Annotated in this window: 15 protein-coding genes; 10 read left to right on the top strand and 5 right to left on the bottom strand. The window is 34.8% G+C overall.

Going from position 1 to position 21,019, the window contains the following annotated elements; all coding sequences use genetic code 11:
- Positions 1–13 precede the first annotated feature (13 nt).
- Both J2X17_RS18535 and J2X17_RS18540 read left to right on the top strand, forming a co-directional pair.
- A complete protein-coding gene (locus tag J2X17_RS18535; protein ID WP_310301486.1) occupies positions 14–958 on the top strand; it encodes an OmpA family protein in 945 nt (314 codons plus the stop codon).
- Between the two features lie 159 nt (positions 959–1,117).
- On the top strand, positions 1,118–2,155 hold the full coding sequence (locus tag J2X17_RS18540) for an NADP(H)-dependent aldo-keto reductase (RefSeq protein WP_310301489.1): 1,038 nt from the start codon (positions 1,118–1,120) through the stop codon (positions 2,153–2,155).
- Positions 2,156–2,425: 270 nt separating this feature from the next.
- On the opposite strand, the gene J2X17_RS18545 is transcribed toward J2X17_RS18540, so the two are convergent.
- From J2X17_RS18545 to panC, 5 genes are all read right to left on the bottom strand, one after another.
- Positions 2,426–4,390 (bottom strand): biosynthetic peptidoglycan transglycosylase, encoded by a 1,965-nt coding sequence (locus J2X17_RS18545; protein ID WP_310301493.1) that lies wholly within the window; start codon positions 4,388–4,390, stop codon positions 2,426–2,428.
- 17 nt (positions 4,391–4,407) lie between these two features.
- A complete protein-coding gene (gene radA, locus J2X17_RS18550; RefSeq protein ID WP_310301497.1) occupies positions 4,408–5,769 on the bottom strand; it encodes a DNA repair protein RadA in 1,362 nt (453 codons plus the stop codon).
- Positions 5,769–6,923, bottom strand: a complete 1,155-nt coding sequence (locus J2X17_RS18555) for an alpha/beta hydrolase (protein ID WP_310301500.1) — start codon at positions 6,921–6,923, stop codon at positions 5,769–5,771. The genes radA and J2X17_RS18555 overlap by 1 nt, the downstream gene beginning before the upstream one ends.
- Positions 6,924–7,121: 198 nt before the next feature.
- Positions 7,122–7,472, bottom strand: a complete 351-nt coding sequence (panD, locus tag J2X17_RS18560) for an aspartate 1-decarboxylase (RefSeq protein ID WP_310301502.1) — start codon at positions 7,470–7,472, stop codon at positions 7,122–7,124.
- Positions 7,473–7,486: 14 nt separating this feature from the next.
- Positions 7,487–8,365 carry a pantoate--beta-alanine ligase gene (gene panC, locus J2X17_RS18565; RefSeq protein ID WP_310301504.1) on the bottom strand — a complete coding sequence of 293 codons (879 nt, stop codon included), beginning with the start codon at positions 8,363–8,365 and terminating at the stop codon, positions 7,487–7,489.
- A gap of 78 nt (positions 8,366–8,443) precedes the next feature.
- Between panC and J2X17_RS18570 the strand changes: the two genes are divergently transcribed.
- The 8 genes from J2X17_RS18570 (at position 8,444) to J2X17_RS18605 (ending at position 21,006) form a co-directional block, all read left to right on the top strand.
- Positions 8,444–9,250: a glycogen/starch synthase gene (locus J2X17_RS18570; protein WP_310301506.1), complete on the top strand. Its 807-nt coding sequence runs from the start codon at positions 8,444–8,446 to the stop codon at positions 9,248–9,250.
- Positions 9,251–9,271: 21 nt separating this feature from the next.
- Complete coding sequence (locus J2X17_RS18575; RefSeq protein ID WP_310301508.1) at positions 9,272–10,879, top strand: BamH family beta-barrel-assembly machinery protein; 1,608 nt, start codon at positions 9,272–9,274, stop codon at positions 10,877–10,879.
- A gap of 9 nt (positions 10,880–10,888) precedes the next feature.
- Positions 10,889–12,736, top strand: coding sequence for a glutamine--fructose-6-phosphate transaminase (isomerizing) (glmS, locus tag J2X17_RS18580; RefSeq protein ID WP_310301510.1), 1,848 nt, complete (start codon positions 10,889–10,891; stop codon positions 12,734–12,736).
- A 302-nt stretch (positions 12,737–13,038) separates the two neighbouring features.
- Entirely contained in the window at positions 13,039–15,831 is a 2,793-nt protein-coding gene (locus J2X17_RS18585; RefSeq protein ID WP_310301513.1) for a TonB-dependent receptor, read from the top strand.
- A gap of 91 nt (positions 15,832–15,922) precedes the next feature.
- The gene (locus J2X17_RS18590) at positions 15,923–17,494 is read left to right on the top strand and encodes a G-D-S-L family lipolytic protein (protein WP_310301515.1); all 1,572 of its coding nucleotides are present in this window, start codon (positions 15,923–15,925) and stop codon (positions 17,492–17,494) included.
- A gap of 234 nt (positions 17,495–17,728) precedes the next feature.
- Positions 17,729–19,240 (top strand): F0F1 ATP synthase subunit beta, encoded by a 1,512-nt coding sequence (gene atpD, locus J2X17_RS18595; protein WP_026984148.1) that lies wholly within the window; start codon positions 17,729–17,731, stop codon positions 19,238–19,240.
- A gap of 80 nt (positions 19,241–19,320) precedes the next feature.
- Positions 19,321–19,602 (top strand): F0F1 ATP synthase subunit delta/epsilon, encoded by a 282-nt coding sequence (locus J2X17_RS18600; RefSeq protein ID WP_310301517.1) that lies wholly within the window; start codon positions 19,321–19,323, stop codon positions 19,600–19,602.
- Positions 19,603–20,367: 765 nt separating this feature from the next.
- On the top strand, positions 20,368–21,006 hold the full coding sequence (locus tag J2X17_RS18605) for an NAD(P)-dependent oxidoreductase (RefSeq protein ID WP_310301520.1): 639 nt from the start codon (positions 20,368–20,370) through the stop codon (positions 21,004–21,006).
- Positions 21,007–21,019 lie beyond the last annotated feature (13 nt).

Consider the following 21,019-nt stretch of genomic DNA (forward strand, 5'->3'; position numbering starts at 1 on the left):
CCAAAAAGTAAAAATGATTAAAAAGGCCTCAGTAGGATTACTAGTTGTAGCAATGTCTATGACTTCATGTGTATCTAAGAAAATTTACAACGATCTTGAATCAAAATATTCAGATCTTAAAAAGGAAAACCGCTCAATTTCTGATGAAAATGCCGATTTGCAAAAGGCAAAAAATCAATTAGAATTAGATCGTGATAAATTAACCAAAGATTTAGCTGATACAAAAGACGATCTTGCAAAACAAAAATCCAATTTAGCTGCTGAACAAAAAAAGTTCAAAGTTTTACAGGACTCTTACAATGCATTAGAGAAAAACAGCAACGATGCGTTAGAAAGCAATATGGCTAAAAACCGTGAATTGTTAGCGCAATTAGAGGCAAAATCAAAAAAATTAGCCGAAGAACAAGCGCGTTTAGACAAAACCGCAAGTCGCTTAAACGAACTTGAAGCCATGATCGCTGCGAAAGAAGCGGCAATGAAAAAATTGAAAGAAACTTTATCTAAAGCTTTAAACGGTTTTGAAGGAAAAGGTTTGACAGTAGAACAAAAAAACGGGAAAGTGTATGTTTCTATGGAAAACAAATTGCTTTTCAATTCAGGAAGCTGGGCTGTTGGTGTTGAAGGTAGAAAAGCAGTTGTGGAGTTAGGAAAAGTATTGGGTGATAATCCTGATCTTTCAGTGTTAATTGAAGGACATACAGATGACGATCCATATGCAGGTTCAGGACCAATCGCAGATAACTGGGACTTATCAACTAAAAGAGCGACTGCAATTGTAAATATTTTAGGCGAAAATAAAAAAATCAACAAACAGAATTTAACGGCTGCAGGTCGTAGTGAATTCTCTCCGTTGGCTAGTAACGCAACGCCTGAAGGAAAAGCTAAAAACAGAAGAATCGAAATCATCTTAACTCCAAGATTAGATGAGATTGCTGAGATGCTTAATAGCATAAATTAAGGTACATAGGTTCAAAGATGCAAAGGCTCAGAGTTTTTAACTTTGGGCCTTTTTTTTGCAAGGTTTGAAACCTTATTCTTTTTTTAACTTCTGTAAAATTTTCATTTGAAAATTACCTTTGTACCTTTGAACCTCTGCAACTTTGAACCTTTAAAAAAAATGATCTACACAACTTTACCCAACACCGATATAAAAGTTAGTAAAATCTGTCTCGGAACCATGACTTTCGGGCAACAAAATAGTGAAGCAGAAGGACACGCCCAAATGGATTATGCGCTTGAAAGAGGCGTTAATTTTTTCGATACTGCCGAAATGTATTCTGTTCCGGCAAGTGAAGCAACGTACGGAAGCACGGAGAAAATCATCGGAACTTGGTTTAAAAAATCAGGAAATCGCGAAAAAGTAATTTTGGCTTCAAAAATTGCGGGTCCAAATGCCAATTTTGGCTATATGCGTGAAAAACTTGATTTCTCACCGGCAAGTATCAAATTTGCGTTGGATAATAGCTTACAACGCCTTCAAACGGATTATATCGATTTGTATCAAATGCATTGGCCGGAACGTAAAACCAATACTTTTGGGCAAAGAGCTTTCAAAGGTCATGAGGATGCGTGGGAAGATAATTTCAGAGAAGTTTTGGAGACTTTTGACAGCTTAATCAAAGAAGGAAAAATAAAACATATTGGTGTTTCAAATGAAAATGCCTGGGGAATGATGCGTTTGTTGGAAGAAAGTAAATATCAAAATTTACCAAGAATCAAAACAATTCAAAATCCGTATAACTTATTGAACCGCCTTTTTGAAGTGGGTTCAGCCGAAGTTTCAAAACATGAAAATGTGGGGTTACTTGCGTATTCTCCATTAGGTTTCGGAACCTTAACAGGAAAATTTTTAACTGGAGAAGCGCATCCGAATGCGAGAATCAATCTTTTTCCGCAATACACACGTTACAATAGTGCACAATGTACAGAAGCGACCAAATTATATCACGAAATTGCTCTTAAACACGGCTTGACATTAACGCAAATGGCAATGGCTTTTGTATTGCAGCAGCCTTTTCTAACCAGCGCGATTATTGGCGCTACCACTTTGGAACAATTAAAAGAAAACATCGATACAATTGATGTCGTTCTTTCAAAAGAAATCCTTAATGAGATCGAGAAAGTTCAGGCTATTATTCCTGATCCGGCGCCTTAAGGGGTTATTACCACAAAGTCACGAAGTCGCAAAGTTTTTTATTTAAAAATGAAAAACTTTGCGACTTTGCGCGTTTTTTAGATTGTTCTTTATGTTTTAAAAATTGAGATTAACGACACAGTATGTCATTTCGACGAAGGAGAAATCCCCGCAAGAAGCTCGACAAAGATTGGAGTATAATTGCGGAATTACTTGCAGGGATTTTCCCTATGTTTAAATGACAAACACGAGAATAAAATCTTTGTGTCTTAGTGCCTTTGTGGCAAATCTTTACAACTCAAATTCATCATCTGTTGCTAATGAATCAATTGGAACTGCAGTCGAATCCGGAGCTTTAATTTTTATTAAAGAGCGAGCATTTCCAGAAATATAAACCGGCAATTGGCCAATCGTATCTTCCGGCATTAAAAGTCCTCTTCTAAACATCAAGTTCTTTAAGAATTTCTGATTTTTTACAGCGTAATCTTTCAAATTTCCTTGTTCATTAAATTGATACATGAATTTTCGAGGCTTTGGAATAATAGTAGCCAAATACAAACACTCATCAACATTTAAGGCTGATGGAGGTTTTTGGAAATAGAAATGGCTTGCTTCTCCAATTCCGTACACATTTGGTCCCCACTCGATGATGTTGAAATATACTTCGAGCATTCTTTCTTTACTGGCAATTCTATTGTTTTCTAAAATATAAACCAACAGAATTTCTTCCAGCTTTCGCGAAAGTGTTTTTTCCCGGGTTAAAAAGACGTTTTTGATCAACTGCATGCTGATGGTACTGGCACCGCGTGAGAATTTTTTGGTTCTGATATTTTTAAGAATTGATTGTTTGAAAGCCTCATTAATAAAACCGCGATGCGAAAAGAAAGACGGATCTTCAGTCGTCAATACACATTTTCTCAAATAAGGCGAAATTTGGTCTAAAGGCGTGTAATTTGGATTCGCATTTCCAACCAAAATTGGGCGTTGCTGAACATTTTGAATAATCGCACGATAGACAAATTCTCCATTAAGTTTATTCAGGTTGGCTTCCCCGTATTTCGTGATTCTTAAATCTTCCTTGTTCATTTTACTATCAAAAACAAGTGTATTTGGTTTGTTTTTATTGAATTTGAAATCCAATTTATAGTCGAAATTGCCGGTCGCTTCCATTCCTTGAAAATGCGTAAACAATCCATCAGGCAATGAAACGATAAAATCCTGCGCCTTCATTTTCGGAATATTAACTTTCAAAGTATAAACAGTATCTTTTTCGGTATTATAAGAAACGTATGGTTTTACCTTTATTTTATTCAATTGCATTGTCGATGTGCTGTCAATCGAAATAAAATCATCTCCCAATAAAAAGCGATAATCAAAACGGGCATTTTTAATGACAACATCTTTGCTGGCGATTTTCGGGTGATTGATTTTTAAATTCGTAATCGAAGTATAACCGTCAATGTGTAATTCGCTGCCGTCTTTTTCGATGTTTTCGACATTTAGACGAATCGAATCAAAACTCGCTTTAAAGTTGTAGCGTTCATCTAAATAAGGGACGCGAATCGCTCCGGTATCTAAATTGAAAAATCGAATATCCGCTTTTTTGTTTCTCGGATCTGCAAAACCTTTAATGTTCCAGCGCTGATCGAAATCTTTCGCCTGAACATGAAGGTTGGTTTCAAGCTGTTTGTTGTCTAAAACAAGTTTGCTGATCGCGATTGATGTTTTTTTACCGTTGTCATCAATTTTGAAAATCAGGTTTTCCAAATTCATGTCGGTCGGAACCAAATTCAGTAATTTTGAGATAATTCGATATGCAAAAGTGGCGTATTTGCGTTTTTCATTGGTATCCGAATCTGATTTATCTCTTTTCAAAAAAGCATCAAAATTGCGTACTTTTCCTTTTTTAACTAATTGAATATAGCCTTTGTTAATTTTTAAAGTTCCAACCTGAACATCACCAATCAATAAATTCGATAAACTGATACTAGTTTCGATTTTTTCAATATTAAAAAGCGTATCGGCGTTTTTTGGAACCAGAATTACATTGGTTAACTTAATTCCTGATAATCCATCAAATGATGCAGATTTTATCGAAAAATCACTGTTGTAATCGACAGCCATTTTGTGGGTAACTTTGGCAATGGCTTGTTTTAAAAGGGAATTACGAAAAAAGTAAAATCCTGAAAAAAGCACTGCTAATACCAAGGCAAGTATCAGGAGTGCTTTGTATATTTTTTGTTGTGGTATTTTCATAAAGTAGGGTTGATATATTACCCAAATAAAATACTGGCAACATCTTCAATTTTCGCCACAAGCTCAATTTTGATTCCAGTGTTTTTTAAGGCAATTTTATTGTACTTGGATACAAAGATAGTGTTGAATCCTAATTTTTCAGCTTCCTGAATGCGTTGGTCTACACGATTTACAGGACGAATTTCGCCTGATAAGCCAACTTCTCCGGCAAAACAAAAGCCTTTTGTTACCGGAATATCTTCGTTAGACGACAAAATAGCAGCAACAACAGCCAAATCGATCGCAGGGTCATCAACGGAAATTCCGCCAGTTACATTAAGGAAAACGTCTTTGGCACCTAAACGAAATCCGGCTCTTTTTTCTAAAACAGCCAAGATCATGTTAAGTCTTTTGGCGTTGTAGCCTGTTGTGCTTCGCTGCGGTGTTCCGTAAACGGCTGTGCTCACCAACGATTGTATTTCGATCATTAACGGACGCATACCTTCCATTGTCGTGGCAATCGCAGTTCCGGACATTTCTTCGTCTTTGTGCGAAATCAATATTTCAGAAGGATTGCTCACTTCTCGTAAACCGCTTCCTAACATTTCATAAATTCCCAATTCGGCAGTTGAACCAAAACGGTTTTTTAAGGAACGTAATATTCGGTAAACATGATTTCGATCACCTTCAAATTGCAAAACGGTATCGACCATATGTTCAAGAATCTTTGGTCCGGCGATATTTCCGTCTTTCGTAATATGTCCGATTAAAATAACTGGAATATTAGTCTCTTTTGCAAATTTTATAAGTTCAGCGGTAGTTTCTCTAATTTGAGAAATACTTCCTGCAGTTGATTCAATGTAATCAGTGTGTAAAGTCTGAATAGAATCGATAATGACGATTTCTGGCTGAATGGCTTCAATTTGTTTGAAGATATTTTGCGTTTTTGTCTCCGTGAGGATATAGCAATTGTCGCTATTTGGCGTGATTCTTTCGGCACGCATTTTTATTTGCTTCTGACTTTCTTCACCAGAAACATAAAGTGTTTTATAGGGTAATTTTAAAGAAATCTGAAGCAAAAGTGTACTTTTTCCAATTCCGGGTTCTCCTCCTAAAAGCGTTAAAGATCCTGGCACAATTCCACCTCCTAAAACACGATTTAATTCACCATCAGTTGTATCCATTCGGATTTCCTGAGCCGAATCAATTTCGTTGATTTTTAAAGGGCGTGGAGCTTTGGTGCCGGAAGTGGGTTCACTTTTCCAGGCAACTTTTTCCTGTTTCTGAATGATTTCTTCGGCAATAGTATTCCATTCTTTGCAGGCATTGCATTGTCCTTGCCATTTGGCATATTGGGTTCCGCAATTCTGGCAAAAAAAAGAAGTTTTAACTTTAGACATTATTTTGGTTTTTTGGCAAGTGTATTCATTTCGTCGATTTTCTCATACATCAAATCCTTGTTCAAATCGCCAATTGGCTCCATTTGCGAAGCATTTTGATATTTTTTCGAAGCTCGTTTCGGATCACCCATTTTCTCGTACATCAATCCTAATTCATATTCTCCCAACATGGCTTTTGGATAATTTACATTTCCAATTTCGGCCATTTTGCCTAATTCATCATAAGCATTTCTTTTCAGAATAAGATTTTCGATTACTTTAAAATCACTCATTCTCACCGGAATCTGAACACCTAAAACTTTAGACATTTCGTTGTATTTGTTTTCCAAATAATCGGCATAACCAGACTGAAGAATGGAAATCTTTTCGTTAAATTCTGCTGAATTTATTGGTCTGTATATTTCGAAAATTTGATACAAAGCACTAGGAATGGAGTGTAAAACTTCTGTATAATGCGTTGTGTTTTTAAATACATCATATTTATAATTCACTAACGGGTTATTTGCGATTTTAATATTGCTGTCCAGCTTTTCTATTGGTTCTTTGATTTTTTTAATATCACCTTCAGCAGCAGATAAATAATAGAATAAAGGTTCTTTTACTTTAGCAAATTTTTCCGGAATTCGAACTTCCATTTTAGGAGCAAGTTCAGGGCTTAAACAGATATAGGCATTAAAAAGCGGTTCTTCCTTGTATAAATAAAAATTGATAAAACTTGCTGTTACATCATGACCGGCAATAATTCTGAAAGGCGAAGTGCGATATTTTTTTTCGATGTAAGGAAGTAATTCACCCCCAATAAATTCGAAAAATTCTGAACCTTTCTCAAAAGGCAACCCTGTATTTTGGTCAATTGTTGTGTCGTCATATCGTTCTTCATCTTTATTTTGATGTACGCCAATGATAATCATTTCGGGTAAATCGCCCCAATACGAACCATAACTTATCGCTCCTGAAAAAGGGTCGAATAAATAATCTCCATCCAATAAATATAAAACTGGATATTTTTTCTCCGGATTCGCTTCGTAAGAAGCAGGAAGTCCGATGGTTATTCTTCTTTCTTCTCCCAGTTTTTCAGATTTAATGTTGTCGAATTTTTTCTGTGAGAAGACAGACATAGAAATTAAAGTCAATAGTAGGTAAACTTTTTTCATGATTTGTGGCATTTCAGTGAATTAAAAAGTATTGAAATAATGTAGCAATATAACATTTTATTTGCTTTTTTGTTGTTTGGGGATTTAAAAAAGCAATGAAGGTTTGTGTCTGAAATCCAGATCGTTTCAGGCAATAGAAATCTTATTTGACAAAATAATTTTTGACAAACAGGAGATAATAAGGTGTAAAAGGAAAACTTAGGTTAGCGAATTGTTATCTTCATTCGGGAAAATGATCCATGGTTTGAAGGTTTTTGCTTCTTCAAAATCCAGGGTTGCATATGAAATGATAATGATAATATCGTCTTTTTGAACTTTTCTTGCAGCGGGGCCATTCAGCGTAATATCACCTGAATTTCTTTCTCCCTTAATTGCGTAAGTTTCAAAACGTTCGCCATTATTGATGTTTACAATAGATACTTTTTCGCCTTCAATAATATTTGAAGCCTCTAGTAATGTTTCGTCAATAGTAATACTGCCGATGTAATTTAAATCAGCTCCAGTTACTTTTACACGATGAATTTTAGATTTTATAACTTGAATTTGCATGCTGCAAAGGTAAATTAATTTAATGAAATGGTGTCAATCAACCTTATAGAATTAACAAATACCGCTATAAAGGCACGGTAATTTTTGTCTTTACTTTTGTTTTCTATAGGTAATAATGTGGATTCATCAGCAATAACGAAATATTCGAGTTCGAATCTGGGGTTGTCTTTGAAAGAATTTTCTACAAATTCAATAGTCTCTTCCGGACTTTTTGTTTTGAATACTTCTTTTGCTTCTGTTAAAGTTTTGTAAATGATAGCGGCCTCTTTTCGTTCTTCAGGCGTTAAACGCTCATTTCGGGAGCTCATCGCCAGTTGATTGTCTTCTCTAAAAATAGGACAGCCAACGATATTTACCGGCAAATGATTTTTTTCGACCATTTTTTTGACAATCTGCAATTGCTGAAAGTCTTTCTCGCCAAAATAAGCATTTGTGGGAGTAACAATTTCAAATAGCCGTTTTACAATCGTTCCAACTCCGTTAAAATGTCCAGGTCTGAATTTTCCTTCCATCTGATTTTCAAGTCCATCAAAATCAAAATCCTGAGAAATGGTATTTCCTTCGTAAATATCATCTACAGAAGGGGCGTACAAAATAATTTTGTCGCTTAAAACTCGCATTTTCTTTACATCTTCTTCTAAAGTCCTTGGGTATTTTGCAAGATCTTCCGGATTGTTAAATTGCGTTGGATTTACAAAAATACTAACTACAGTATCGTTGTTTTCTTTAAGAGATCGTTGCATTAAAGCCAGATGCCCTTGGTGTAAAGCGCCCATTGTTGGTACAAATCCGATAGTTGAATTTGTGGTTTTGATAGTTTTTAAATAAGCTATCAAAGCTACTTTACCGTAGAAAATATGCATGGCGGGATTATTAAAATTTAGTGCAAACATAATATATTAGTTAATAACTGCATAAATTTTTGTAATTTTGCAACGTTTTTATTACCAAAAATTAAGTAAAATACTATTATGAAAGATAAGAGGATATTATATGTATCATCTGAAGTCGTGCCTTATTTGGCTGAAAATGAGGTTTCTTTAATGTCTTATGACGTTCCGAAAATGATTAATGACCAAGGAGGTCAGATAAGAATTTTCATGCCTAGATATGGAAATATCAACGAAAGAAGACACCAGTTACACGAAGTAATTAGACTTTCAGGAATGAATTTGGTAGTGAATGACTTAGATATGCCATTGATTATTAAAGTAGCTTCAATTCCAAAAGAGAGAATTCAGGTGTATTTTATCGATAATGACGAATATTTTAAACGTAAAGCAACTTTTGCTGACGAAGAGGGAGTCTTATATCCTGATAATGATGAAAGAGCAATATTTTTTGCAAAAGGCGTTGTTGAAACTGTAAAAAAATTAAATTGGGTTCCTGATATTATTCATGTTCACGGTTGGTTAGCGGCTATGTTGCCAATATACATGAAGCACTATTATAAAAATGAAGCTTTATTCTCAGAAACTAAAATCGTTACTTCTGTTTACGGGCAGTCTTTTGATGAAAATTTAGATTTAGAAATGATTAATAAGGTGAAATTTGACGGAGTCCCTCATGATTCTGTTTCCGATTTAGAAACGCCTAATTACGAAAACATCCTAAAAGCTAGTATATTGCATTCTGATGCAGTTATCATTGCGTCTGAGAATGTATCCCCAAGTTTAACAAAATTTATAGAATCTTCAGGAAAACCTTTTTTACCTTTCGCCTCGAAAGATGCATTCGCTGAAGCGTATACAAATTTCTACAAAAGTATGGGTCTTTAAATTTTAACTTTATTATTAAACATGTATAATACTTCTTTTATTAAGAAAATTCTATTAGTTGCGACGGTTGTTCTTTTATATTCTTGCGATAAAGATTTTAATGCGATTGGTGATGAATTGATTGGAGATAATCATTTTGGTCTTGAGGCTGAAAAATATGATGTACTGGCTTACAACCAAGAGGTTACGCCGGTACAATCTAATGCTTTAGCAATTAATGGTTTAGGTATTTATGATAATCCTGTTTTAGGAACAACAAAGTCAAATTACGCTTCTCAGGTTGGGTTGTCTGCCTATTCACCAGTCATTGGAGAAGAGCCTGAAATAGTAAATGCTATTCTTAGTGTTCCTTATTTTAGTCATGTAACTGCGACAGATCCTAAAGGTGGAAATGTATATGAGCTGGATTCTATTTATGGAGATCCTAAAGGTAAGATTAATTTAAGTGTTTACGAATCTGGTGTTCAGATGCGTAGTTCTTATTTTGATAATGGAAATCAATATGCACAATTATATTATAATGATCAGGATTCAAATTCAAATCCAGATGATATTAATTTTGATAAAAGTAAAATAGGAGTTCGCTTAAATGATTCAATAGCGAAATCTCAAAACGATGAATTCTTTTTTGATGTTGCGCAAAAGAAAGATTCTACTGTAGATGCTACAACAAAAAAAGTTACCTATACGTATGTTGCTCCAGAAATGCGTTTAAGTTTGAATAAAGCTTTTTTTCAAACTAAAATATTAAAAGCTTCTGCATCAAAACTATCTAGTCCTGATGTTTTTCAGGAGTATTTTAGAGGATTGTATTTTAAAGTAGAAAAATCTGAAGGTAATCCAAGTAATATGGCATTATTAGATTTTAGTAAAGGTAAAATAACGATAAAGTATAAAGCTAAAACGGAAATTACTACCGATGCAGAGACCGTTAAAGAACAAAAGACACTGGTTATTAATTTGTCAGGTGCTACAGCAAGTTTATTGCAGGACGCTAAAAAAGCAGATTATGCAAGCGCTATAAGCCCTTCGAATATTAATAACATAGAGGGAGACGAGAAGCTTTACTTAAAAGGTGGACAGGGTTCACTTGCTGTGATTGATCTTTCTAGTTTTGCTACGAAATTAACGGAAATCAGGAATAATAAATGGATGGTGAATGAAGCTAATCTGGTTTTTTATATCGATTCAGATAAAATGACAGGTGCTGATGAACCAAAACGAGTTTACTTATATGATTTAACAAATAATGCCCCTATTTTGGATTATGTTGATGGTACTACTGGGTATTTAGCACAAGATCCAAAGTTGACCAGGTACATTTTTGATGGAATTCTTAATCTTGATCCTTCTACAAAACGTGGAAGGTATTATAAAGTTAGAATTACGAATCATATTAGAAACCTTATAAAAGATGCCACTGCGAAGAACGTGAAATTAGGTTTAGTTGTAACTGAGAGTATTGATATTTCAGCCTCGAATAAGCTAAAATTAAAGAACAACGTGATTTCGGAAGTGCCAAGAGGATCAGTAATGAGTCCGTTAGGAACAATTTTGTATGGAAGTAAAGCTTCTGTACCAGATGATAAAAGACTGAAACTTGAAATTTACTACACGAAACCAAATTAATAAATATATATGTGTGGAATTGTTGGATATATCGGTCATAGAGAGGCGTATCCTATTGTTATCAAAGGGCTAAAGCGACTCGAATACAGAGGATATGATAGTGCAGGGGTTATGTTATATGATAGCTCAGGTATTAAACTTTGTAAAACAAAAGGTAAAGTTTCAGATCTGGAAGCTAAAGCAAAAGATGATTTTACAACAAACGGAACCATCGGAATTGGACATACACGTTGGGCAACCCATGGTGTTCCAAATGATGTGAATTCTCATCCGCATCTTTCTAATTCTGGAGAGTTGGCAATTATTCACAATGGAATTATTGAGAACTACGCACCTCTTAAAGAAGAATTAATAAAAAGAGGATATACCTTTAAATCAGATACAGATACTGAAGTTTTAGTAAATCTGATAGAAGAGGTTCAGAAAAATGAAAAGATTAAATTAGGGAAAGCGGTTCAGATCGCTTTAAATCAAGTTGTAGGAGCATATGCTATCGCAGTTTTTGATAAAAAAAATCCCGAAGAAATTGTTGCTGCGAGATTGGGTAGCCCATTGGCGATTGGTGTTGGTGAAGGGGAGTATTTTATTGCTTCTGACGCATCGCCATTTATCGAATATACTTCTAACGCTATTTATCTTGAAGATGGCGAAATGGCAAACATTAGATTGCACAAGCCTCTTAAAGTTAGAAAAATAAAAGATGACTCTTTAGTTGATCCTTATATTCAGGAGCTTCAAATGAATTTGGAGCAAATTGAAAAAGGAGGCTATGATCATTTTATGTTGAAAGAGATTTATGAGCAGCCAAGTGTTATCAAAGATACATACAGAGGCAGGCTTAATGCCAACAAAGGCATTGTTCAGATGGCTGGTGTTGAGGATAATATTGAAAAATTCTTAAATGCAAAACGAATTCTGATTGTTGCTTGCGGTACTTCATGGCACGCAGGATTAGTAGCAGAATATATTTTTGAAGAATTTGCTCGTATTCCGGTTGAGGTTGAATATGCGTCTGAATTTAGATACCGAAACCCTATTATCAATAAAGATGATGTTGTTATTGCAATTTCTCAATCTGGAGAAACTGCTGATACAATGGCGGCAATCAAATTGGCAAAAGAAAACGGAGCATTTGTTTTTGGAGTTTGTAATGTTGTAGGTTCTTCTATTTCAAGAGAAAGCCATGCAGGTGCATACACTCATGCAGGTCCGGAAATTGGTGTGGCATCTACAAAAGCATTTACTACTCAGATTACTGTTTTAACTATGATCGCATTGAGATTAGGTAAAGCTAAAGGAACATTATCAAATACTGATTTCCATACTTATTTACAAGAATTAGAGATAATTCCTGAAAAAGTTACTGAAGCTTTAGAGACAAATGATAAAGCAAAAGAAATTGCTGCTACATTTAAAGATGCTCCAAATTGTTTATATCTAGGACGTGGTTATAATTTCCCTGTTGCTCTGGAAGGTGCATTAAAACTTAAAGAGATTTCATACATTCATGCTGAAGGTTATCCTGCTGCAGAAATGAAACACGGTCCAATTGCTTTGATTGATGAACATATGCCGGTTATTGTAATTGCTCCTAAGCAAGGTCATTACGATAAAATTGTAAGTAATATCCAAGAGATAAAATCTAGAAGTGGAAAAATCATTGCTGTTGTTACTAAAGGAGATACACAAGTTCGTGAATTGGCTGATTATGTAATTGAAATTCCGGAAACTTCAGATGCACTATCTCCACTTATTACTACAATACCATTGCAATTGCTTTCTTATTATATTGCAGTTATGAGAGGTTGTAATGTTGATCAGCCTAGAAATTTGGCAAAATCTGTCACAGTAGAATAAAATTATATACTATAAATGTTAAAAAAGCGAGATTTGTATCTCGCTTTTTTTTATTGTCAGATTTTTTTTTCTAACCCTGTATTTTTATTAAATCCTCATTTTTTATCTTAAATTTTGTATGTATGCATACTATTTAAGATTTGAATAGCTTCCTTGTTGATGTTAATTTAATAAATCACAATGTGAAATAGTTAAAATAGTTACTAAAAATATGCAGTATATTAATTTTTTTTAACGTTTTTTTATTAATATCAAAAATATTTGTATTTTGGCTAGATAAACTAACCAAAAAACTAACCAAAATGAGAGTGTATTTGTTAATTATGTTGTTTTTCAGCGGTGTTTCCTTCGCTCAGAATACAATTACTGGTTCTGTTACCGACAGTAACAAACAATCAATCCCTGGTGCCAATGTGAATGTAGTTGGGAGTTCAGCCGGAACTTCGACCGACTTTGATGGCTCTTTTAAACTAAATACTACTGCAAAACCACCATTTACTATTAAAGTATCGGCAGTAGGTTTCGAAACTAAAACGATTAGTGTTACATCACTAAATCAGAAACTCGATGTAGTTTTGAAAGATGAAGAAACAAAGCTTGATGAAATTGTAGTATCTGCTTCAAGAACTCCGGAAAGAGTAATTGAATCACCGGTTACTATTGAAAGAATGGGAATTCAGGAAATTAAGAATACAACTGCACCAACTTTTTATGATGGTTTGGAAAACCTGAAAGAAGTTAATTTCAACACCAGCAGTATTTCTTTTAAATCAATCAATACACGTGGTTTTGCTACAGTTGCAAATACGCGTTTTATGCAATTGGTTGATGGTATGGATAATTCATCTCCGGCATTAAACTTTGTGTTAGGGAACTTGATTGGAATTTCGGATCTTGATGTTGCAAATGTTGAGCTTTTGCCAGGTGCTTCTTCTGCACTTTATGGGGCAAATGCTTTTAATGGTATCATGTTTATGAATAGTAAAAGTCCTTTTACAGATGAAGGAATTAGTGTTTACTATAAATACGGACAAACAAGTCAGGATGCCGCAGGAACAAATGATTATAATGATTTTGGAATTAGAGCCGCCAAGGCTTTTACGAAACATTTTGCCTTCAAAGCTAATTTTACCTATATGGAAGCTAGCGAATGGATCGCTGATGATACCAGAAGTATGACTGGAGGTTCAGTAGGGCATGCAATGAATCAAAATTATGATGGATTGAATATTTATGGGGATGAGGTGACAACTTTTATTCCGAATGTAGGTCAGGTTAGTAGAACAGGATATCGTGAGCAGGATTTGACTGATAATAAAGTTAAAAATATTAAAGCTGATTTTTCTGCCCATATTAAGCCTTTTAAAGATGACACAGAAATTATCCTACAATATAAAATTGGTTTAGGAAGTACAATTTATCAAGGTGCTAACAGATATTCTCTGAATGGTTTTATGATGCAACAAGCCAAAGCTGAGGTGAAAGGCAAAAACTTTTTTGCCAGGTTTTATGCAACAGATGAAGATGCAGGTAGCTCTTACGATATGAGATTTGCAGCATGGAACGTAAACAGAGCTGCAAAATCAGATCAGGAATGGTTTACAAATTATGCTACGGCTTACCAATATTCTGGGGCTGTTATGGGAACAAATGCAAATGAATCTGCTGCAATAGCAAGAAATTTTGCAGATTATAATGTGCTTCCGGCTGCTATTTCTTTTATTCCAAAACCAACTGGTTCTCCTAGATTTGAACCGGGATCTTCACAGTTTAATTCTGCTCTTGCTAGTGTAACATCGAATCCGGATTTAACGCAGGGTGCTAAGTTTATCGATCATTCTAAATTATATCATTCAGATGTGAATTATAATTTTAGAGATATCATTAAATGGGCGGAAGTTCAGGTTGGTGGTTCTTGGAGAAAATATATAATGGATTCTGAAGGAACTATTTTTACTGATTATGACGGGCCAATCGATTACAAAGAATATGGTGCTTATGGCCAATTGACAAAAAAATTCATGGAAGACAGATTAAAGTTTACCGGATCTTTGCGTTATGATAAAAGTCAAAACTTTGATGGAAATATTTCTCCAAGAGTTTCATTTGTATATTCTGCAGGAGAATCTAAAAGACATAATTTCAGATTATCATATCAAACAGGTTTCCGTAACCCAACTACTCAGGATCAATATATTGGTTTAGATTTGGGGCCATTTGCTTTAATTGGTTCTGCGCCTGAGAATTTAGATCGTTTTCAGGAGACTGTAAATGTAAGTGCGGCTGGTCAAACAATTGCAGGACAGCCAGCAACTATTGGTATGTCTGGTCAAAATGCTTATCATAATGCATATACAGTAGCTTCTGTTCAGGCTTTCGCCGCTTCTGCAAATCCGGCAGATCTTCAGGTGGCTAATATTGGTTTGGTAAAACCAGAACAAGTTCAGGCTTTTGAGGTGGGGTATCGTTCAGTGGTTCAGAATGATTTGTCAATCGATTTAAATGCTTATTATAATATTTATAATGATTTCATGAATACAGCGAGAGTAATTTCTCCATATTATGGAACAGTAGGAACTGATTCTTCTAATCCGGCAGTGCAGCAAACTTACCAGGCCTTAGCATTTGGGGATAGAAGAGTTTATCAGGTTTATACAAATACAACAGCACAGGTTTCTTCATTAGGTTTTGGAGTTGGTTTGTCTAAAAAAGTGTATAAAGATTTTGAGGTAGGTGTTAATTATAACTATGCTCAATTTGATTTCGACCAATCAGAAGATCCAAGTTTCATAGCTGGATTTAATACGCCAAAACACAGAGTTAAGGCTTCTCTTGGAAATGCTAAAGTGATTAAAAATTTAGGTTTTAATTTAAATGTAAGGTGGAATACCGAATATTTATGGCAATCTTCTTTTGGAGACGGAATGATTCCGGAAAATACTGTTCTTGATGCTCAGGTAAATTATGCTATTCCAAAACTTAAATCAGTTATTAAAGTTGGGGCAACGAATCTTTTCGGATCAGATTATCTTCAGGTAATTGGTGCTGGTGCAATTGGTCAAATGTGGTTTGCTTCGTGGACAATTAATCCATAATTAAAAGAATTAATTATTTTTGTAGGTATTTTCTTTATATTTATTCTTGAAAAATAAATAGAAAGAAGTAATAATTTTAAAATTTAATGACATGAAAAAAAATATAAAATGGCTTCTATTGGTTTCTTTAACCTTTATGGCGTGTAATAATGATGATAATGATGCGCCTGCAGAAGTGCCGGTTGTTCCCGGATCAGCAGTTTTTACCAAATATGTTGCCTTGGGCGATTCTTTTGCGGCAGGATATAGTGATAATGCACTCTTTAAAAAAGGACAGGAAGGAGCTTATACTAATATTTTAGCACAACAATTTGTTGCAGCAGGAGGAGGTGCTTTTACAACACCATTTATGAATGATAATATTGGTGGATTGTTATTAGGAGGGAATGTGATTGCAGGGACGCGTTTGTATTTTATTGGAGAGACTCAGACTCCGACAAATGTACCGGGAAAACCAACAACAGAAGTTACGTCACATCTTACTGGTACATTTGGTAATTTAGGTGTTCCGGGTGCTAAAAGTTTTCATTTATTAGCTGCTGGTTACGGTAACGTCGCTGGTGTAGCTACTGGTGCTGCAAATCCATATTTTGCCAGATTTTCCAGTGCGCCAGGAACTACAGTCTTGGCCGATGCAGTTGTGCAAAACCCAACGTTTTTCTCTTTATTTATTGGAGGAAATGATGTATTGGCATATGCAACTTCTGGTGGAACAGGAAAAGATCAGACCGGGAATACGAATCTTGCGACATACGGAGGAAGTGATATTACAGATCCAACAGTATTTGCTAACGTATTTAATAATTTGGTTACAGGCTTAACTGCTAAAGGGGCGAAAGGTGTTGTGGCAAATTTGCCATACATAACGGCATTACCTTATTTTACAACTGTTCCGTATAATCCGCTTACGCCAAAAATTCTTGGAGGAGGCAATGAAGCTGTAGGAAAAGCAACAATACAAGCATTGAATGCTCAATTATATGGTCCGTTAAAACAAGCATTAACTGCTTTTAATGCGGGAGACAGAATTAATTTGTTGTCTGAAACGGCTACAAATCTTCCGCTTTTAATAAAAGATGAAAGTTTAACAAATTTGTCAGCACAGCTAACTGCAGCGTTTACTCCAACATTAGGAGCGCAGACTGCTGCTTTTTATGGTACTGTATTTGGCCAGGCCAGACAGGCTAAAGCAACAGATTTAGTAGTCTTGACTACAAGACCAGATATTGGTACTGCTCCAAATAAAGATAATTCTGGTCTTGGAATTGCGCCACCTGCTCCTTTAAATAAATTTGGAATAACTTATCCATTACAAGATAAACATGTATTAACTCCAACAGAAGCGGCTGAAGTTAAAAAAGCCACAGATGCATATAATGTAACAATTGAAGCTGTTGCTAAAGAAAAGGGTCTGGCTTTTGTTGATACAAAAGCAACCTTAACGCAATTGGCAAACGGCGGAATTAGATTTGGAAATTTCACTATGTCGTCTTCATTTGCGACTGGAGGTGCTTTCTCTTTAGATGGTGTTCACCCGAGTGCAAGAGGATATGGATTGATTGCTAATATTTTTATAGACGCAATTAATGCAAAATATGGTTCAACGTTGCGTCATGTTGATTTGGCTTTATATCCAATTCAATTTCCGCAAGTGATTCAATAAAGCCAATTTTTTTTTAGTAAGAAAGTCACTCATTTCTAAAATGTAGTGGCTTTTTTTATTTTGTTAAAAATTGCTATTTTAGATATTTGAGACCGCACTTTTAGGAATCAAACAAAATGGTAGCATTTTTTATAAAAAAAATATTGATTTTATATTTTAAAAAATTATCTTTGCGCTCTGAAAAAAGAGGTATTTTCGATAAACCTAAATAGCTATTTAATAAATACATAAGTAATGTCAAAAGTAATAGGAAAAGTTGCTCAAATCATTGGACCAGTAGTTGACGTAGTTTTCAACGGTAAGGATGTTGAACTTCCAAAAATTTATGATTCACTAGAAGTCACTAAAAAAGATGGAACTTTATTAGTTCTAGAAGTACAATCTCACATTGGAGAAAACACTGTTCGTACAATCTCTATGGACTCTACAGACGGTTTGTCTAGAGGATATGAAGTAGTTGGAACTGGTAATCCAATCCAAATGCCAATCGGTCCAGATGTATATGGAAGATTATTCAATGTAATTGGAGATGCAATTGATGGTTTAGGTAACTTGCCAAAAACAGGAGAAAACGGTTTGTCTATTCACAGACAAGCTCCTAAATTCGAAGATTTATCAACTTCATCTGAAGTTTTATTCACAGGTATCAAAGTAATCGATTTGATCGAGCCTTATGCAAAAGGAGGTAAAATTGGATTGTTTGGTGGTGCTGGTGTTGGTAAAACAGTATTGATTCAGGAGTTGATCAACAATATCGCAAAAGGTCACGGTGGACTTTCAGTATTCGCAGGAGTAGGTGAAAGAACACGTGAAGGAAATGACTTGCTTCGTGAGATGTTAGAGTCAGGAATTATTAAATACGGTGATGATTTCATGCACTCTATGGAAAATGGAGGATGGGATTTATCTAAAGTAGATATGCCAGGAATGAGAGAGTCTAAAGCTACTTTCGTTTTCGGACAAATGAATGAGCCTCCTGGAGCTCGTGCTCGTGTGGCACTTTCAGGATTATCTATCGCTGAATATTTCCGTGATGGAGCTGGAACTGATCAAGGTAAAGACGTATTGTTTTTCGTTGATAACATCTTCCGTTTTACACAAGCAGGTTCTGAGGTATCAGCACTTTTAGGTCGTATGCCTTCTGCAGTAGGATACCAACCAACTTTGGCAACAGAGATGGGAGCTATGCAAGAGCGTATTACTTCTACAAACAAAGGATCTATTACATCTGTACAGGCGGTTTACGTTCCTGCGGATGACTTAACTGACCCGGCACCAGCAACAACGTTTGCTCACTTAGATGCTACAACTGTATTGTCTCGTAAAATTGCTGAGTTAGGTATTTATCCAGCGGTTGACCCGTTAGATTCTACTTCAAGAATCTTGACTCCTCAAATTTTAGGAAATGAGCACTACGATTGTGCACAAAGAGTAAAAGAGATTCTTCAAAAATACAAACAATTGCAAGATATTATCGCGATTCTTGGTATGGAAGAGTTATCTGAAGAAGATAAATTATCTGTATCCAGAGCACGTCGTGTTCAACGTTTCTTATCTCAACCTTTCCACGTAGCGGAGCAATTTACAGGTATTCCTGGAGTTTTGGTTGACATTAAAGATACTATCAAAGGATTCAACATGATTATCGACGGTGAGTTAGATCATCTTCCCGAAGCAGCTTTCAACTTGAAAGGTTCTATTCAGGATGCTATCGAAGCTGGAGAAAAAATGTTGGCTGAAGCTTAATATTGGTTGTTAGTTGTTAGTTGTCAGTTGTTAGAAAACAACCATCAACCATCAACCATCAACTATTAACTAAAAAAATTATGATTTTAGAAATAGTATCACCAGAAGCAAAATTATTTTCAGGAGAAGTAACATCAGTTACATTACCTGGAGTTGATGGAAGCTTTCAAATATTGAATAATCACGCTCCTATTGTTTCTATTTTAGAAAAAGGAACTATTAAAATTGCAGCTGCAAGTTTTAATTTTTCTAAAGATATAGTGAGCCAATTCAAGAGAGTAAATGACCAAACCTATACATTAGAGATTACGTCAGGTACTATCGAGATGAAAGACAATAAAGTGATTGTTTTAGTTGACTAAAAAACAATTTCAAAATAAATGAAAAAGCCAAACAGAAATGTTTGGCTTTTTTTATTTTTGATACATGAAGAATAATCAAGAGGAAGAATTAGTTTATATTTCAAAAAGACCTTTTTGGCATTTTTTAATTGCCTTAGTATTTTATTTTATTATTATTTTAATGCTACTTAAAACGTTCGAACTTGTTTATTATTCTGGTAAGGTTTTATATGGATTAAGATTTGTATTAGCTATATTAGTTTTGTTTGTATGCGCGGCTGGCTTAACGTTTGTCAAAAGAGTTTATACGAATTCAGTTTTAAAAACTGTTAGATTTAACTTTACTTTATTTTGAATACCATTAGGAAAAGACAATGTTTTTAAAGATGTAAAATATATCTCAGTCTATAAAAATTATTCGGATAGAGATTACGAGATTAAACTGTGGCTTTCGGACATTAAAAAAGAAACAGTCTCTGTTTATTTAGATGCAACATCAGCTTTTAAACTTGCTAGTTCTATCGCTGATGGATTGGAGGTTGATCTTCTTGATGCTACTGAAAAAGGAAACTTTAAATGGATAGAAAAAGACGGATTTAAATAAATGAAAAAGCCAAACAATATTGTTGGCTTTTTTTATTTCCTATATTTTTGTATTTTGGCACTATTAAAATCTCTTTATAAAATATTGATTTCTAAAATAAAAGCTCAGTAAGCTTTTATTGCTAAGCTTTGTCTAATAGATCAGGCGCAAATTATCTATGTCAAATTTTATAAAGAATACTAATGAAAAATATAAATAAAGTGGCCGTTTTAGGCGGTGGAGGAAGAACTGGAAATTATCTTGTAAGCCAGTTATTGAAAGAAGGATTTAGCATTAAACTTTTGCTTAGGAATCCTGGGAGTTTTGCCATTCAAAGTTCACAAATCGAAATTATTCAAGGAGATGCGCTCGATCTCAATTCTATTCATTTATTACTAAAAGATTGTCAGGCTGTTTTAAGCACTGTTGGACAACGAAAAGAGGAACCGCTTGTAGCGAGTTCGGCAACAAGTAATATCCTGAGTGGAATGAAAGATTATGGAATTGAACGATATGTTCTCCTGGCCGGACTTAATATTGATACTCCATTTGATAAAAAAAGCCCAAAAACAATCATGGCAACAGACTGGATGAAAGCCAATTTTCCAATTATTCAGGAAGATCGGCAGAAGGCTTATGATTTATTGGTAGCAAGTAATGTGAATTGGACGCAGGTTCGTGTTCCTTTTATTGAATTTACAGATCAATACTCTGAAATCGCTGTAAGTTTAGAAGATTGTTTGGGAGATAAAATAAGCGCAAATGAAATTGCCAATTTTATGATAACCGAAATGGTAGAATCTAAATACAGTAGAAAATCGCCGTTTATAAGTGCAATATAATAATCAAATTGAA

The sequence above is a fragment of the Flavobacterium aquidurense genome (genome assembly GCF_031458035.1).
GTDB lineage: Bacteria > Bacteroidota > Bacteroidia > Flavobacteriales > Flavobacteriaceae > Flavobacterium > Flavobacterium aquidurense_C.

Coding starts and splice junctions, on each gene's coding strand:
- panD (WP_310301502.1), bottom strand. CDS start 7,472: ATGCAAATTCAAGTTATAAAATCTAAAATTCATCGTGTAAAAGTAACT.
- J2X17_RS18570 (WP_310301506.1), top strand. CDS start 8,444: ATGAAAGATAAGAGGATATTATATGTATCATCTGAAGTCGTGCCTTAT.
- J2X17_RS18575 (WP_310301508.1), top strand. CDS start 9,272: ATGTATAATACTTCTTTTATTAAGAAAATTCTATTAGTTGCGACGGTT.
- J2X17_RS18600 (WP_310301517.1), top strand. CDS start 19,321: ATGATTTTAGAAATAGTATCACCAGAAGCAAAATTATTTTCAGGAGAA.
- glmS (WP_310301510.1), top strand. CDS start 10,889: ATGTGTGGAATTGTTGGATATATCGGTCATAGAGAGGCGTATCCTATT.
- J2X17_RS18605 (WP_310301520.1), top strand. CDS start 20,368: ATGAAAAATATAAATAAAGTGGCCGTTTTAGGCGGTGGAGGAAGAACT.
- J2X17_RS18540 (WP_310301489.1), top strand. CDS start 1,118: ATGATCTACACAACTTTACCCAACACCGATATAAAAGTTAGTAAAATC.
- radA (WP_310301497.1), bottom strand. CDS start 5,769: ATGTCTAAAGTTAAAACTTCTTTTTTTTGCCAGAATTGCGGAACCCAA.
- J2X17_RS18590 (WP_310301515.1), top strand. CDS start 15,923: ATGAAAAAAAATATAAAATGGCTTCTATTGGTTTCTTTAACCTTTATG.
- J2X17_RS18545 (WP_310301493.1), bottom strand. CDS start 4,390: ATGAAAATACCACAACAAAAAATATACAAAGCACTCCTGATACTTGCC.
- J2X17_RS18535 (WP_310301486.1), top strand. CDS start 14: ATGATTAAAAAGGCCTCAGTAGGATTACTAGTTGTAGCAATGTCTATG.
- J2X17_RS18555 (WP_310301500.1), bottom strand. CDS start 6,923: ATGAAAAAAGTTTACCTACTATTGACTTTAATTTCTATGTCTGTCTTC.
- atpD (WP_026984148.1), top strand. CDS start 17,729: ATGTCAAAAGTAATAGGAAAAGTTGCTCAAATCATTGGACCAGTAGTT.
- panC (WP_310301504.1), bottom strand. CDS start 8,365: ATGTTTGCACTAAATTTTAATAATCCCGCCATGCATATTTTCTACGGT.
- J2X17_RS18585 (WP_310301513.1), top strand. CDS start 13,039: ATGAGAGTGTATTTGTTAATTATGTTGTTTTTCAGCGGTGTTTCCTTC.